At 39.6% G+C, this 16426-nt stretch carries 4 protein-coding genes; all 4 read right to left on the bottom strand.

Going from position 1 to position 16426, the window contains the following annotated elements; translation table 11 throughout:
• Positions 1 to 97 precede the first annotated feature (97 nt).
• Complete coding sequence (locus V4B17_RS00210; protein WP_455479535.1) at positions 98 to 826, bottom strand: RlmE family RNA methyltransferase; 729 nt, start codon at positions 824 to 826, stop codon at positions 98 to 100.
• 32 nt (positions 827 to 858) lie between these two features.
• The gene (locus V4B17_RS00205) at positions 859 to 2169 is read right to left on the bottom strand and encodes a Ppx/GppA phosphatase family protein (RefSeq protein WP_455479534.1); all 1311 of its coding nucleotides are present in this window, start codon (positions 2167 to 2169) and stop codon (positions 859 to 861) included.
• Positions 2170 to 2991: 822 nt separating this feature from the next.
• Positions 2992 to 3579, bottom strand: a complete 588-nt coding sequence (locus V4B17_RS00200) for an invasion associated locus B family protein (protein WP_455479533.1) — start codon at positions 3577 to 3579, stop codon at positions 2992 to 2994.
• Positions 3580 to 3586: 7 nt separating this feature from the next.
• A complete protein-coding gene (locus V4B17_RS00195) occupies positions 3587 to 15874 on the bottom strand; it encodes a Vomp family autotransporter (RefSeq protein WP_455479532.1) in 12288 nt (4095 codons plus the stop codon).
• Positions 15875 to 16426 lie beyond the last annotated feature (552 nt).

Here is a 16426-nt window from a genome sequence, read left to right as displayed (position 1 = left end):
GACAAAAGAAAAACCAATAAGTAGGCTCGCTGAACACTGGTTGAAAATATCATTACATTTAGATAAAGAAGTTGGCCTAAACCTTCTGAAAAAGAAATTACTGTTTGTTTACTGTTTCTTCCTTAAATTCGAGTGCTAAAAGATATAACTCAACTGATTCTGTTCGGCTCGCAGGTGGTTTGACATGATGGACTGTTTTAAAGTTCTGCTTTAATGTAGTGAGAAGGGTATTTTCTGCTCCACCTTGAAAAGTCTTTGATAGAAAATGTCCTCCAGGTCTAAGAACTGAAAGAGCAAAATCGGCAGCAACTTCACATAAATAAATCGTCCTTAAATGATCCGTTTGGCGATGACCTGTCGTTGGTGCAGCCATATCAGAAAGTACTACATCCGGCTTTGTCCCTAAAGCGTTAATTAGTTTCTGCGGTGCATCTGCATGCAAAAAATCCATTTCCAGCATCACAACTCCAGGCAATGGATCAACATGCAAATAATCAATACCAACAACGCTAGGCTTTTCATCATTTGATCCTACTATATGCCCAGCCACTTGACACCAACCACCCGGTGCCGCTCCCAGATCAATAATCTTTTGATTTTTTTTGAGAAACTTATAGCGTTCATTAATTTCGACTAATTTATAAGCCGCGCGCGAACGATAACCATTCACTTTTGACTGATGAACATAAGGATCATTGAGATGCCTCTCTAACCATCGTCGCGACGATGCTTTAATGGTTCCTGCTTTTTTCTTTACACGTTGATATAATTCACGCGATCCTGAACCACCATATCCGCCAGTCGGTGTTTTTATCATTTTTTTCATAGCTATTTATTGTCTCCGTATTCCGCTAACTGCTAGCGTTTGAAGCTTTTTTCTTTCCTATCTTGACACCATACACCATCGCGTAACATCAACTCTATCAAAATTCCTTCTCTCAATCCACGATCAGCAACTCTTAATCGTTGACTGGGCCAAACTTCTCGAATAACATCTAAAATTGCACAGCCAGCTAAAATTAAATCTGCTCTTTTTCGCCCAATGCAAGGATTATTTGCACGTTTTGTGATGTCCCATGACAATAAGCGCTCCATTATCAAAGTAATATCTGCATCATTCATCCAAATGCCATCAACTTGCCTTCGATCATAGCGTTCTAAATTAAGGTGCATTCCTGCTAAAGTCGTAATTGTTCCAGAAGTTCCCAAAAGATGAAACTTTGATCCTTGAGCTAGAGTCCCCAATTTATAACGTCCTGAAAAATTATTTAACAAACTTCGCACATAACTTTTCATCTTTTCAAAATCATCTAAATTAACATCGTTTCCTCCAAAACGCTCAGCAAGGGTGACAACACCAACAGGAAGTGAAGTCCATGCCGTAATTTGTTCAGTTAAACGTAAAGAACGCTTTTTGGAAACATCAAGGAGCACAATTTCTGATGATCCCCCACCAATATCAAAAAGCACGATTGCGTCAGTATTCGGCTCAACAAGTGTACCGCAACCCGAAACAGCAAGGCGCGCTTCTGTTTTCCGATCAACAATTTCTAATTCAAGGCCTGTCTCCTCCAAAACGCGTTGAATAAAATATCTGCCATTTTTTGCCGAACGACAAGCTTCCGTTGCAACCAAACGATAACGCTTAATACGCCTTTGTTGTAGCTTTAAACGACAAATTTTTAACGCTTCAATCGCCCTATTCATTGCTTTTGCATTAAGAAAACCGTTGTTTACTAAACCTTCTCCCAATCGTACGATACGTGAAAAAGCATCAACAACCTTAAAATACCCTAATTTACTGGGAGATGCGATAAGGAGACGGCAATTATTCGTTCCTAAATCAAGTGCCGCATAAAGAGGCAGAGATTCTAATTGAGAAAACTGTGAAAAAAAAGGCTTGTTAAAACTTTTGTTTTTTTTGACATCTACAATTGCTCGATCGTGAAATTCAAAAGCTGTATCCGATTGAAGAAATACCCGTTTCTGTTTACAATGTTTTTTTCGCTGTTGTTCCTTTATACCGACAGAAGTAGAGCACGTCTCTGTCTGTAATAATGCAGAATGATTACTTCGATTGCCACCATAGTGACTGTACAATTGTTTTGTTTTAGTATTGTACGTTCTCCCTCGCTTTGGCCTTTTTACACCATAATCTAACGGAGTCATTTTTCTTTATCCTTTGAGCGCTCTTCCCCCAAATAATTAAACGCGAGAACTATTCTGTTAACATTAAAGCTAAACGCAACAATGCGGCATCCAATCACCAATATCAAGAAAATTATCTGTTTTTCATCAAGATTTTCTGATCTAATATTATCCAGCTTTTTGAATAATCTTTTGGTTATTCCTGTAAAGTCGTATCTCTCTTTATGTACTTGAAATTATAAATTAATTGTTTAGATTTACATCTGTTTTTGTAATTTGCTAACCTCTTTTCATATAACTCAAATGGAGTGTATCTCTATTGTAAAAAGATAAATTCATACTCCTCGAGAGTTTTTGAACTATAACTCTCATCCGTATTCATACAATGGCAGCATTGTAATTGTATTGTACAGAATGACTAAACTCTTTAGACTATTAGCCTCAAAACTACTATAATACTTCAATTGAGAGTTGTTGATATCAAATAAAATCTCTCTAAAAATCTACAATAAGCTTTTACAGAAATAAATCAACTCATCCCTTATCCAAGAGATGGGTATTTCTGCTATTTTAAACTGCTTACTCTCAGCAATTTTCACTGTTAAACACTAACGTAATTCACTCTATAAGCCCTGTGGAAAAATTTTATCTTGATTTTCTATTACATACAAATAACTCATTGCGATTTCACATCTGTAAAATGCACCATAATTTGAATAAAATATCTCTACATAATGGTTGTGTAAAGCCTCTTACTGCATTGTACTCTTCATTCAAATCTGAAAATACAATGTAATGATTTATAAAAAAATAACACCCGCTAAAAGGACTCTATACAGTCTATCATTGTAAAGAATAAAGTGCTGCACTCAGCCCTTTAAATGGCACGGTGAAAGAAAATATTTTTCCTTCTTTAACCTTATAGGAAATACGTACTTTCTTGTTCTGCTCTATTTGTTTACTAAAAATTGATTCTACAGGCGATTGTGCCAAACAAACTGTTTTACTACATTGCGTATAATGAATAAGGATAGGATTTTTAACACCTTCCATAAACATTCGGATAGGGACATTTGTATCAGCATTTGGTAATGTTCTAAAGAGCATTATTGGTTGACCGTTTTTCGTAGAAACAAGAGACCAGCTAAAAATAGTATTATCTTCCTGATCATGAACGGTCTGCGTCACATTACATATACCCTGTTTAAGATTTTGTTTTTCATCGCAAATCAAAGTCCAATGATGAAACTGCATAATGATTCGGCGTATTTCACCAGGCTCCCCCTTAGGAACAGATAGGTGCGGTGGATGCACCGTATAAATGCTATTGTTCTCGTTGGCAAGACTTTCGTCCTTACCCATTAAGGCAAGGACGAACAGAATATTTACCAAAATATTTTGCTTTTTTATAATGATATCCTTTTTTTTCATTATTATACTATCTCATCCTCAGAGTAATTCCTGCGCCAATTCCCCAGTGACCTCCAGCACTTGTTGCGGATATATTAGAACGAATACGTCCATCTTCAGAAGTATAACCCGCTCCAATAGCAAAAGCCGACTGACTACGCCAGATACCCGTACCAAATGAAAGACTTAAAGATCCAGGTGTATCGTGGTAACGCAAATTAGACACAGCCAAACCTATAGCCGCTGCCTGTCTCGCTTCCTTACGAACATCTTGAATACCCTGACTCAACACTTCAAACTTCATATCGGTGTAGGCTTGCGCATCATTCAAAACATTCTCCATAGCACTCGTTAAATGTTCATCCGTATACTTTTTCGCATCATCAAGAACTATCTGCATCTGCTGTTCAGTATAATCATGCAACTGGCCTCCATTAACTGCTTCCTTAGAACCTGTCTCAATTTTGCCATCCGCAACATTATCCATCAATACTGGAGCACTTTCATCTCCACCAATTAACGTGATGCTGTTCTTTCTGTTTCCATCATCATCTTTATCATACTGAACAGCACCATCTGCGGTAACGGCTATACCTTGTACCTGTTGATCAATAGCATTTACCTTGTCTTCAACTGCTGTAACCTTGTTTTCAACTTCTGTAACTTTCTGATTCGTCTCCCAAAGCTGACCCCCATTTACAGCATCTTTCGAGCCTTCTTCTACTTTACCATCCGCTACATGCGTAATCTTGCCGTCTACCCCATCATGACGACCGTCATAAGCTCCTTCTGCCTCATTCCAATTTAAACCATTTGAGGCAACATTTTTTTCAACATCACCAATGCGGTCGTTGATACTCGACATACTTCCATTGACGCCATCAAAAGCAGCTGAAACATTACCATGGCTTACCTCAGTAGCTGTGCCATCAGTATTGAAAGCCATAACTGTAAAGGTAGGAGACACCCATTCCCCGTTCTTATAGCCAGCACCACCACCAAAATAAGCAGCAAGCTGATTACTCATAAAATAAAGCTGTGAACCATTCACTGCATCCGTTGAGCTTTCTGAAAGCGCTCCTGCTTTTACACCAGAGAGAGTCCGTGCAGCTCCATCAATGTTTGCAAGAGTAATTTCAGTTCCGTTTTTTTCACCCCCAATTGCGATAACATGCGTAGTTTCATCTTGCTTAACAAGGCTCTCATCTTTCACATTGCTAATCTCACTATTAATCTGGTTAGTTAGCTCATTTTTAACATTCGTGATGGAATTGCCAACCCCTGCGAAAGCCTCAGCTACATTATCATAACTTATCTCTTCGGAAGTGCCATCACTCTTAACTGTCTCAACCTTGAATGTTGGAGCATTCCACTTTCCTTCCGCATCATAACCAGCATCACCACCAAAATAGGTCGCAAACGTGTTGCTCATCGAATAAAGCTGTGAACCATTCACTGCATCCGTTGAGCTTTCTGAAAGCGCTCCTGCTTTTACACCAGAGAGAGTCCGTGCAGCTCCATCAATGTTTGCAAGAGTAATTTCAGTTCCGTTTTTTTCACCCCCAATTGCGATAACATGCGTAGTTTCATCTTGCTTAACAAGGCTCTCATCTTTCATATTGCTAATCTCACTATTAATCTGGTTAGTGAGCTCATTTTTAACATTCGTGATAGAGCTACCAACCCCTGCGAAAGCCTCAGCTACATTATCATAACTTATCTCTTCGGAAGTGCCATCACTCTTAACTGTCTCAACCTTGAATGTTGGAGCATTCCACTTTCCTTCCGCATCATAACCAGCATCACCACCAAAATAGGTCGCAAACGTGTTGCTCATCGAATAAAGCTGTGAACCATTCACTGCATCCGTTGAGCTTTCTGAAAGCGCTCCTGCTTTTACACCAGAGAGAGTCCGTGCAGCTCCATCAATGTTTGTAAGAGTAATTTCAGTTCCGTTTTTTTCACCTCCAATTGCGATAACATGCGTAGTTTCATCTTGCTTAACAAGGCTCTCACCTTTCATATTGCTAATCTCACTATTAATCTGATTAGTTAGCTCATTTTTAACAGTGTTTATATCATTGTTAACATTCGTGATGGAATTGCCAACCCCTGCGAAAGCCTCAGCTACATCATCATAACTTGTTTCTTCAGAAGTACCATCATTCTTAACTATTTTAACCTTGAATGTTGGAGCATTCCACTTTCCTTCCGCATCATAACCGGCACCACCACCAAAATAGGTCGCAAACGTGTTGCTCATCGAATAAAGCTGTGAACCATTCACTGCATCCGTTGAGCTTTCTGAAAGCGCTCCTGCTTTTACACCAGAGAGAGTCCGTGCAGCTCCATCAATGTTTGTAAGAGTAATTTCAGTTCCGTTTTTTTCACCTCCAATTGCGATAACATGCGTAGTTTCATCTTGCTTAACAAGGCTCTCACCTTTCATATTGCTAATCTCACTATTAATCTGATTAGTTAGCTCATTTTTAACAGTGTTTATATCATTGTTAACATTCGTGATAGAATTGCCAACCCCTGCGAAAGCTTCAGCTACATCATCATAACTTGTTTCTTCAGAAGTACCATCATTCTTAACTATTTTAACCTTGAATGTTGGAGCATTCCACTTTCCTTCCGCGTCATAACCGGCACCACCACCAAAATAGGTCGCAAGCGTGCTCTGCATAGAATAAACCTGACCACCGTTGATTGCATCGGTTGAGTTTTTAATGATATCACCATCTGCAAGATGCGTAATCTTGCTATCTGTTTTTTCACCATCATCACCATGTTTTGCAACAAAAGCATTCTCAGACTTGCTCCACAAAAGGGCATCACCTTTAATCTCTTGATTTATATTGGTGATTTTTTGATTAAATTCCTCAATAGTTTCCGTGAGATGATTATTCACATTACTGACACTTGTATCAAGATCTTCAAAAGCAGACCCAACATCGTTATGAGTATTCTCTTTAGAAGAACCATCTGCATTAATCTGAGATATTTTATAGGTCGGAGCTGTAAAAGTGCCGTTCTCAAATGACGCACTACCACCTAAAAATTTGGCAACATCTTGAGAGATGGTGTTAATCTGATCACCGGTGATTGCATCACGCGAATCCTTAGCAATCTCACCATTGGCTACATTGTGCAAACCAACGGCTTCATTATCTTGACCACCAAAAGTTACACTCGTGTAATCAATAGCGCCATTTTCATCATCTTTTTTCTTATCATAAAGAACAACTGCAGAATTACCAGACTGAAGACTGTCGGAAAGATCCGCTAAACCTTTATCAAGCTGATCTTTATTAACAGCTTCATTACCCTGTGTGGCTGCCTTTACGCCGGAAATAGTCCGATCTTCATTACTGCTATTTGCAATGTTGATCCCATCACCTTCTACTTCCTTACCAATGGTGATAACATGCGTTTCTTCATCTTGCTTAACAAGAAAATCACCTTTCACATTGTTAATCTCATTATTGATCTGAGTGGTTAGCTCATTTTTAACAGTGCTTATATTATCATTAACGTTCGTGATAGAATTGCCAACCTCTGTGAAAGCTTCAGCTACATTATCATAACTTTTCTCTTCAGAACTACCATCATTCTTAACTACTTTAACCTTGAATGTTGGAGCAGTCCATTCGCCTTCTTCATTATAGCCAGCACCACCACCAAAATAGGTCGCAAGCGTGCTCTGCATAGAATAAACCTGACCACCGTTGATTGCATCGGTTGAGTTTTCACCGATATCACCATCTGCAAGATGCGTAATCTTGCTGTCTGTCTTTTCATCTCCTACCATATGCTGCGCAATAAAGGCACTGTCAGACTCGCTCCATAACAAAGAATCCTGAGCAACACCCTGAGAAATATTTTCAATACGCTGATTTACATTCTTGATACTCGTATCAAGATCCTCAAAAGCAGACCCAACATCGTTATGAGTCTTCTCTTCGGAAGAACCATCTGCATTAATCTGAGATAAGTTATAGGTCGGAGCTGTAAAAGTGCCGTTCTCAAATAATGTATTACCACCTAAAAATTGAGCAACTTCCTGAGAGATGGTATTGATCTGACCACCGGTGATTGCATCACGTGAACCCTCAGCAATTTTACCATCGGCTACATTGTGTAAACCCACAGCTTCCTTATTTTTACCGCCAAAAGTTACACTCGTGTAATCAATAGCGCCACCTCTTTTCTTATCATAAAGAACAACTGCAGAATCACCAGACTGAAGACTGTCGGAAAGATCTTTCAAACCTTGATCAAACTGACCTTTGTTAACAGCTTCATTATCCTGTGTGGCTGCCTTTACGCCGGAAATAGTCCGATCCGCATTACTGCTATTTGCAATGCTGATCTCATCACCTTCTACTTCCTTACCAATCGTGATAGCATGCGTAGTTTCATCTTGCTTAACAAGAAGATCACCTTTCATATTGCTAATCTCACTATTAATCTGGCTGGTTAGCTCATTTTTAACAGTGGTTATATTATCGTTAACATTCGTGATAGAATTGCCAACCTCTGTGAAAGCTTCAGCTACATTATCATAACTTGTTTCTTCAGAAGTACCATCATTCTTAACTATTTTAACCTTGAATGTTGGAGCAGTCCATTCGCCTTCTTCATTATAACCGGCATCCCCACCAAAATAGGTCGCAAGCGTGCTCTGCATAGAATAAACCTGACCACCGTTGATTGCATCGGTTGAGTTTTCACCGATATCACCATCTGCAAGATGCGTAATCTTGCGGTCTATCATTTCATTTCCTACCATATGCTGCGCAACAAAGGCATTCTCAGACTCGTTCCACAAAAGGGCATCACCTTTAATCTCTTGATTTATATTGGTGATTTTTTGATTAAATTCCTCAATAGTTTCCGTGAGATGACTATTCACATTACTGACACTTGTATCAAGATCTTCAAAAGCAGACCCAACATCGTGATGAGTATTCTTTTTAGAAGAACCATCTGCATTAATCTGAGATATTTTATAGGTCGGAGCTGTAAAAGTGCCGTTCTCAAATGACGCACTACCACCTAAAAATTTGGCAACATCTTGAGAGATGGTGTTAATCTGATCACCGGTGATTGCATCACGCGAATCCTTAGCAATCTCACCATTGGCTACATTGTGCAAACCAACGGCTTCATTATCTTGACCACCAAAAGTTACACTCGTGTAATCAATAGCGCCATTTTCATCATCTTTTTTCTTATCATAAAGAACAACTGCAGAATTACCAGACTGAAGACTGTCGGAAAGATCCGCTAAACCTTTATCAAGCTGATCTTTATTAACAGCTTCATTACCCTGTGTGGCTGCCTTTACGCCGGAAATAGTCCGATCTTCATTACTGCTATTTGCAATGTTGATCCCATCACCTTCTACTTCCTTACCAATGGTGATAACATGCGTTTCTTCATCTTGCTTAACAAGAAAATCACCTTTCACATTGTTAATCTCATTATTGATCTGAGTGGTTAGCTCATTTTTAACAGTGCTTATATTATCATTAACGTTCGTGATAGAATTGCCAACCTCTGTGAAAGCTTCAGCTACATTATCATAACTTTTCTCTTCAGAACTACCATCATTCTTAACTACTTTAACCTTGAATGTTGGAGCAGTCCATTCGCCTTCTTCATTATAGCCAGCACCACCACCAAAATAGGTCGCAAGCGTGCTCTGCATAGAATAAACCTGACCACCGTTGATTGCATCGGTTGAGTTTTCACCGATATCACCATCTGCAAGGTGCGTAATCTTGCTGTCTGTCTTTTCATCTCCTACCATATGCTGCGCAGTAAAGGCACTGTCAGACTCGCTCCATAACAAAGAATCCTGAGCAACACCCTGAGAAATATTTTCAATACGCTGATTTACATTCTTGATACTCGTATCAAGATCCTCAAAAGCAGACCCAACATCGTTATGAGTCTTCTCTTCGGAAGAACCATCTGCATTAATCTGAGATAAGTTATAGGTCGGAGCTGTAAAAGTGCCGTTCTCAAATAATGTATTACCACCTAAAAATTGAGCAACTTCCTGAGAGATGGTATTGATCTGACCACCGGTGATTGCATCACGTGAACCCTCAGCAATTTTACCATCGGCTACATTGTGTAAACCCACAGCTTCCTTATTTTTACCGCCAAAAGTTACACTCGTGTAATCAATAGCGCCACCTTTTTTCTTATCATAAAGAACAACTGCAGAATCACCAGACTGAAGACTGCTGGAAAGATCTTTCAAACCTTGATCAAACTGATCTTTATTAACAGCTTCATTACCTTTCTCAGCTGCCTTTACGCCGGAAAGAGTCCGATCTCCATCACTGCTATTTGCAATGCTGATCTCGCCACCTTCTACTTCCTTACCAATGGTGATAACATGCGTAGTTTCATCTTGCTTAACAAGAAGATCACCTTTCATATTGCTAATCTCACTATTAATCTGACTGGTTAGCTCATTTTTAACAGTGGTTATATTATCGTTAACATTCGTGATAGAATTGCCAACCTCTGTGAAAGCTTCAGCTACATTATCATAACTTGTTTCTTCAGAAGTACCATCATTCTTAACTATTTTAACCTTGAATGTTGGAGCAGTCCATTCGCCTTCTTCATTATAACCGGCATCCCCACCAAAATAGGTCGCAAGCGTGCTCTGCATAGAATAAACCTGACCACCGTTGATTGCATCGGTTGAGTTTTCACCGATATCACCATCTGCAAGATGCGTAATCTTGCGGTCTATCATTTCATTTCCTACCATATGCTGCGCAACAAAGGCATTCTCAGACTCGTTCCACAAAAGGGCATCACCTTTAATCTCTTGATTTATATTGGTGATTTTTTGATTAAATTCCTCAATAGTTTCCGTGAGATGACTATTCACATTACTGACACTTGTATCAAGATCTTCAAAAGCAGACCCAACATCGTGATGAGTATTCTTTTTAGAAGAACCATCTGCATTAATCTGAGATATTTTATAGGTCGGAGCTGTAAAAGTGCCGTTCTCAAATGACGCACTACCACCTAAAAATTTGGCAACATCTTGAGAGATGGTGTTAATCTGATCACCGGTGATTGCATCACGCGAATCCTTAGCAATCTCACCATTGGCTACATTGTGCAAACCAACGGCTTCATTATCTTGACCACCAAAAGTTACACTCGTGTAATCAATAGCGCCATTTTCATCATCTTTTTTCTTATCATAAAGAACAACTGCAGAATTACCAGACTGAAGACTGTCGGAAAGATCTTTCAAACCTTGATCAAACTGACCTTTGTTAACAGCTTCATTATCCTGTGTGGCTGCCTTTACGCCGGAAATAGTCCGATCTCCATTGCTGCTATTTGCAATGTTGATCCCATCACCTTCTACTTCCTTACCAATGGTGATAGCATGCGTTTCTTCATCTTGCTTAACAAGAAAATCACCTTTCACATTGTTAATCTCATTATTGATCTGAGTGGTTATGTCATTTTTAACGCTAGTTATATCATTTTTAACAGTGGTTATATCATTGTTAACATTCGTCAAAGAATTGCCAACCTCTGTGAAAGCTTCAGCTACATTATCATAACTTTTCTCTTCAGAACTACCATCATTCTTAACTATTTTAACCTTGAATGTTGGAGCAGTCCATTCGCCTTCTTCATTATAGCCAGCACCACCACCAAAATAGGTCGCAAGCGTGCTCTGCATAGAATAAACCTGACCACCGTTGATTGCATCGGTTGAGTTTTCACCGATATCACCATCTGCAAGATGCGTAATCTTGCTGTCTGTCTTTTCATCTCCTACCATATGCTGCGCAATAAAGGCACTGTCAGACTCGCTCCATAACAAAGAATCCTGAGCAACACCCTGAGAAATATTTTCAATACGCTGATTTACATTCTTGATACTCGTATCAAGATCCTCAAAAGCAGACCCAACATCGTTATGAGTCTTCTCTTCGGAAGAACCATCTGCATTAATCTGAGATAAGTTATAGGTCGGAGCTGTAAAAGTGCCGTTCTCAAATAATGTATTACCACCTAAAAATTGAGCAACTTCCTGAGAGATGGTATTGATCTGACCACCGGTGATTGCATCACGTGAACCCTCAGCAATTTTACCATCGGCTACATTGTGTAAACCCACAGCTTCCTTATTTTTACCGCCAAAAGTTACACTCGTGTAATCAATAGCGCCACCTTTTTTCTTATCATAAAGAACAACTGCAGAATCACCAGACTGAAGACTGCTGGAAAGATCTTTCAAACCTTGATCAAACTGATCTTTATTAACAGCTTCATTACCTTTCTCAGCTGCCTTTACGCCGGAAAGAGTCCGATCTCCATCACTGCTATTTGCAATGCTGATCTCGCCACCTTCTACTTCCTTACCAATGGTGATAACATGCGTAGTTTCATCTTGCCTAACAAGAAAATCACCTTTCACATTGTTAATCTCATTATTGATCTGAGTGGTTATGTCATTTTTAACGCTAGTTATATCATTTTTAACAGTGGTTATATCATTGTTAACATTCGTCAAAGAATTGCCAACCTCTGTGAAAGCTTCAGCTACATTATCATAACTTTTCTCTTCAGAACTACCATCATTCTTAACTATTTTAACCTTGAATGTTGGAGCAGTCCATTCGCCTTCTTCATTATAGCCAGCACCACCACCAAAATAGGTCGCAAGCGTGCTCTGCATAGAATAAACCTGACCACCGTTGATTGCATCGGTTGAGTTTTCACCGATATCACCATCTGCAAGATGCGTAATCTTGCGGTCTATCATTTCATTTCCTACCATATGCTGCGCAACAAAGGCATTCTCAGACTCGCTCCACAAAAGGGCATCACCTTTAACCTCTTGATTTATATTGGTGATTTTTTGATTAAATTCCTCAATAGTTTCCGTGAGATGACTATTCACATTACTGACACTTGTATCAAGATCTTCAAAAGCAGACCCAACATCGTGATGAGTATTCTTTTTAGAAGAACCATCTGCATTAATCTGAGATATTTTATAGGTCGGAGCTGTAAAAGTGCCGTTCTCAAATGACGCACTACCACCTAAAAATTTGGCAACATCTTGAGAGATGGTGTTAATCTGATCACCGGTGATTGCATCACGCGAATCCTTAGCAATCTCACCATTGGCTACATTGTGCAAACCAACGGCTTCATTATCTTGACCACCAAAAGTTACACTCGTGTAATCAATAGCGCCATTTTCATCATCTTTTTTCTTATCATAAAGAACAACTGCAGAATTACCAGACTGAAGACTGTCGGAAAGATCCGCTAAACCTTTATCAAGCTGATCTTTATTAACAGCTTCATTACCCTGTGTGGCTGCCTTTACGCCAGAAAGAGTCCGATCTTCATCACCGCTATTTGCAATGCTGATCTCATCACCTTCTACTCCCTTACCAATGGTGATAACATGCGTTTCTTCATCTTGCCTAACAAGAAAATCACCTTTCACATTGTTAATCTCATTATTGATCTGAGTGGTTATGTCATTTTTAACGCTAGTTATATCATTTTTAACAGTGGTTATGTCATTTTTAATGGTGGTTATATCATTGTTAACATTCGTCAAAGAATTGCCAACCTCTGTGAAAGCTTCAGCTACATTATCATAACTTTTCTCTTCAGAACTACCATCATTCTTAACTATTTTAACCTTGAATGTTGGAGCAGTCCATTCGCCTTCTTCATTATAGCCAGCACCACCACCAAAATAGGTCGCAAGCGTGCTCTGCATAGAATAAACCTGACCACCAGTGATTGCTTCTGTGGAATTTTCAGAGATTTTACCACCATTTATACCAGAGAGGATACGAAGGCCTTCACTCTTGTTGGTAATATCAATTTTATCGCCATCTGTATCCGCACCAATCGTGATGATCTTGGTACTGGAATCTTGCTTAACAAAACCGTTGGATGCTACTTGCTGTTTTACTTCCTGCAATTGTGCAAAGTTCACCGCATCGGTAGCTTCAGTGCCAGCCTCTACATTTGTAATCTTTTTATTTGCAGCATCAAAACCAGCAGCCGTTACTTTTGGGCCGTTCTGACCAATTGCAAGACCTGTTGCGTTAAAAACAACATCACCAGATTTGAAACCGTCAGATGTTATAAGTTTGGCTGATATACTTTCGGCTGACATATCCTTAAGCTTAAGGTCATCAGATAAAGTAAAGTCTAGCTTATTTTTTGCGTCTTCGCCACCGCCTGAATGGTTAATTTTTACATTACCATCTTCGCTTGAAAAATCCACACCGGACTGCAAGCCAAGGCCAACATCCCCCTTATCGGAACCATCAACAGAGAGTTTCCAACCTGTTTTTTCCAGAGCTTTTAGCTGCGCAACATTTACCGCATCATAGTCCTGTGTGCCAGCTGCCACTCCTGTAATCTGGCGTGACGCTATAAGAGTTCCATCTTTCTTAAATTGACCAACGCTGAATGCACCCTTAGTGGACTGCCACACGGGACTAATTGATACATCTTTTTCCGTGCGACCTAAACCCAGATCGTCCGGCTCGATATAACCATAACCCACAACACCAGATGCAGTTACAGAATTAGAACGGTATCCTATAGCAATACCATCTTCGACCGTCACTGATGCACCAAAACCAACAGCAACCGCAGATTTGCTCTCTGCCTTCGCTTGAGAACCAATAACAACCGCATCTCTATCCGAGGCATGCGCCCTCTCACCAACAACAACCACGTTAATGCTCTGAGTGCTTGCTTCAGAACCAATAGCAACCGAGCCTGAACCTGTAACTTTCGCTTTATGACCAATAGCAACCGACCCCGACATAGAGTATGAAGATGAACCAACAGCAATACCATTAATGCTGCTATATGCATCAAAACCAAGAGCAAACGCACCACGACCATCAGTGCTGGCATTAGCACCAATAGCAATCGCACCGAGACCATTGCTACCATCACCAAGGTTACCTTGTGATACGGTAGCATTAGCACCAATAGCAATAGCTTGTTTAGATTGCTCAACAATGCTGGCACCATGACCAATAGAAATCGCATCTTCACCTTTAGCGTTGGCTTCATGACCAACAGCGATCGAACTGCTACCTGAAGCTCCGGCACCAGTACCAAAAACAATCGAATTGGGATCTACAGCTTTGGCACCAGCACCAAAAGCAAACGCACCCTCAGCTGAAGCTTCGGCTCTATTACCAAAAGCAAACGCATTTAAAGCTGAAGCGCTGGCTTTATAACCAATAGCAGTCGCACTGTTACCTGTAGCTTCGGCGTCACGACCAAAAGCAAACGCATTTAAAGCTGAAGCGCTGGCTTTATAACCAATAGCAGTCGCATTGTTAGCTTTAGCTTCGGAAAAAGGACCCAAAGCAAACGCATCGTCACCACTAACCTGGACCCCGTTACCAATAGCAACCGAGTGGATACCACTAACACTGGAAGACACACCAATAGTAACCGCGGACATACCACTACTCACGGCATTAGAACCAACAGCAATCGCACCATTATTTAAAGCCCTGGCCTTCTCACCAAAAGCAATAGAACCCCCATTTTCAACTGTGGCGTTAACACCAATAGCAATTGCAACAACTGCAGAACTAAATTCGCCTTCGCCACCAACTTTTCTAACTTTGGCACCAGAACCAATAGCAATTGCACCTCCGAATTGAGCCTCAGGGGCCCTAAATCCGCTGTAATTGACGTTAATGTCTATAGCTTTTAAACTGTCCTGCCCCTTTTCAAGGTCTCGGTTTACAAGATTCAGACCCACACTCCTCTGAAAAGCAATAGGTAGTTCATTTATTGTTTGCCCAATATCGTACATGCCATTTCGTACAAGATTACTATCTGCTGTCAAAATATCCGTATTAGACTTACTCTTCTCACTTTTTTCGAAAAACATCTTAACTAAAAAATTTACATAGTCGCTGTCATTAGCAAAAGACGCTCCCAGCCTATTCAGCGCCGTTAAATATCTTGCTTTTGACGAACTAGGATTGTCATAGAGATCCACATCGCTGTCATGATTATCATAAGCAGAAACAATACTCCTATCGTTTGCTTGAGAATAAACAGCCGTCGCATTTTTCATGCTCTGAAGAAATTGCTCTACTAAATCAAAATTTCCCGCAAAAACAGGAAAAACACTTGATAACAGCACAATCACTGCAGCAGACAAAAAAACATTAACGAGAGAAAAACGAAAATATTTCAAATTACTCGCTATTCGTGTGGCATACAATTTTTTCATGACAAACTCTCCAATGAAAAAAATTTAAAAACGCATACAAAACATAAAAAAACCACATTTCAGCGCTATTGGTCCTTCCCAGCGGCATTTAAGGCTGGAGATGAATGCTTAGAGCGAGGAGATTTTGAGTCTTTTATTTTCATTTTGCATATACTTTCCGTAGTAAGATCCTGAGTAGGAAAATTAGGAAATGTGTTTTGTTGACATAGAAAGAACATATTTTGATTCTTATGGTGGTTAGTTATTGTAAACTTTAGGTAAGATGTTTCCTGTGTTTTAGATGCTAAAAGCTTTTTACTTGAGGAAAATTTTTTTAAGATTCCTAAGAAAACGGTGTGCAATATTTAGTAAGGAGTGTTTTTTCTCAATAATGAGCAGATTGCAGAGTCGAAATTCTTAATAAAACTTTGAGTTTTTTAGAAGTTTTAGACTTTTTAAGCGTGTTTTTGTTTTATGCACTGCGATGTAATAGCATAGATATGCTTTTATGTTTTCATCTTGTTTTGTACGCACGGGCACGCCCCCCTATCAATGAGATATTTTCTTTCAATA

It is taken from the genome of Bartonella sp. B23 (genome assembly GCF_053793815.1).
This window is presented reverse-complemented; position numbering and strand designations above follow the sequence as displayed.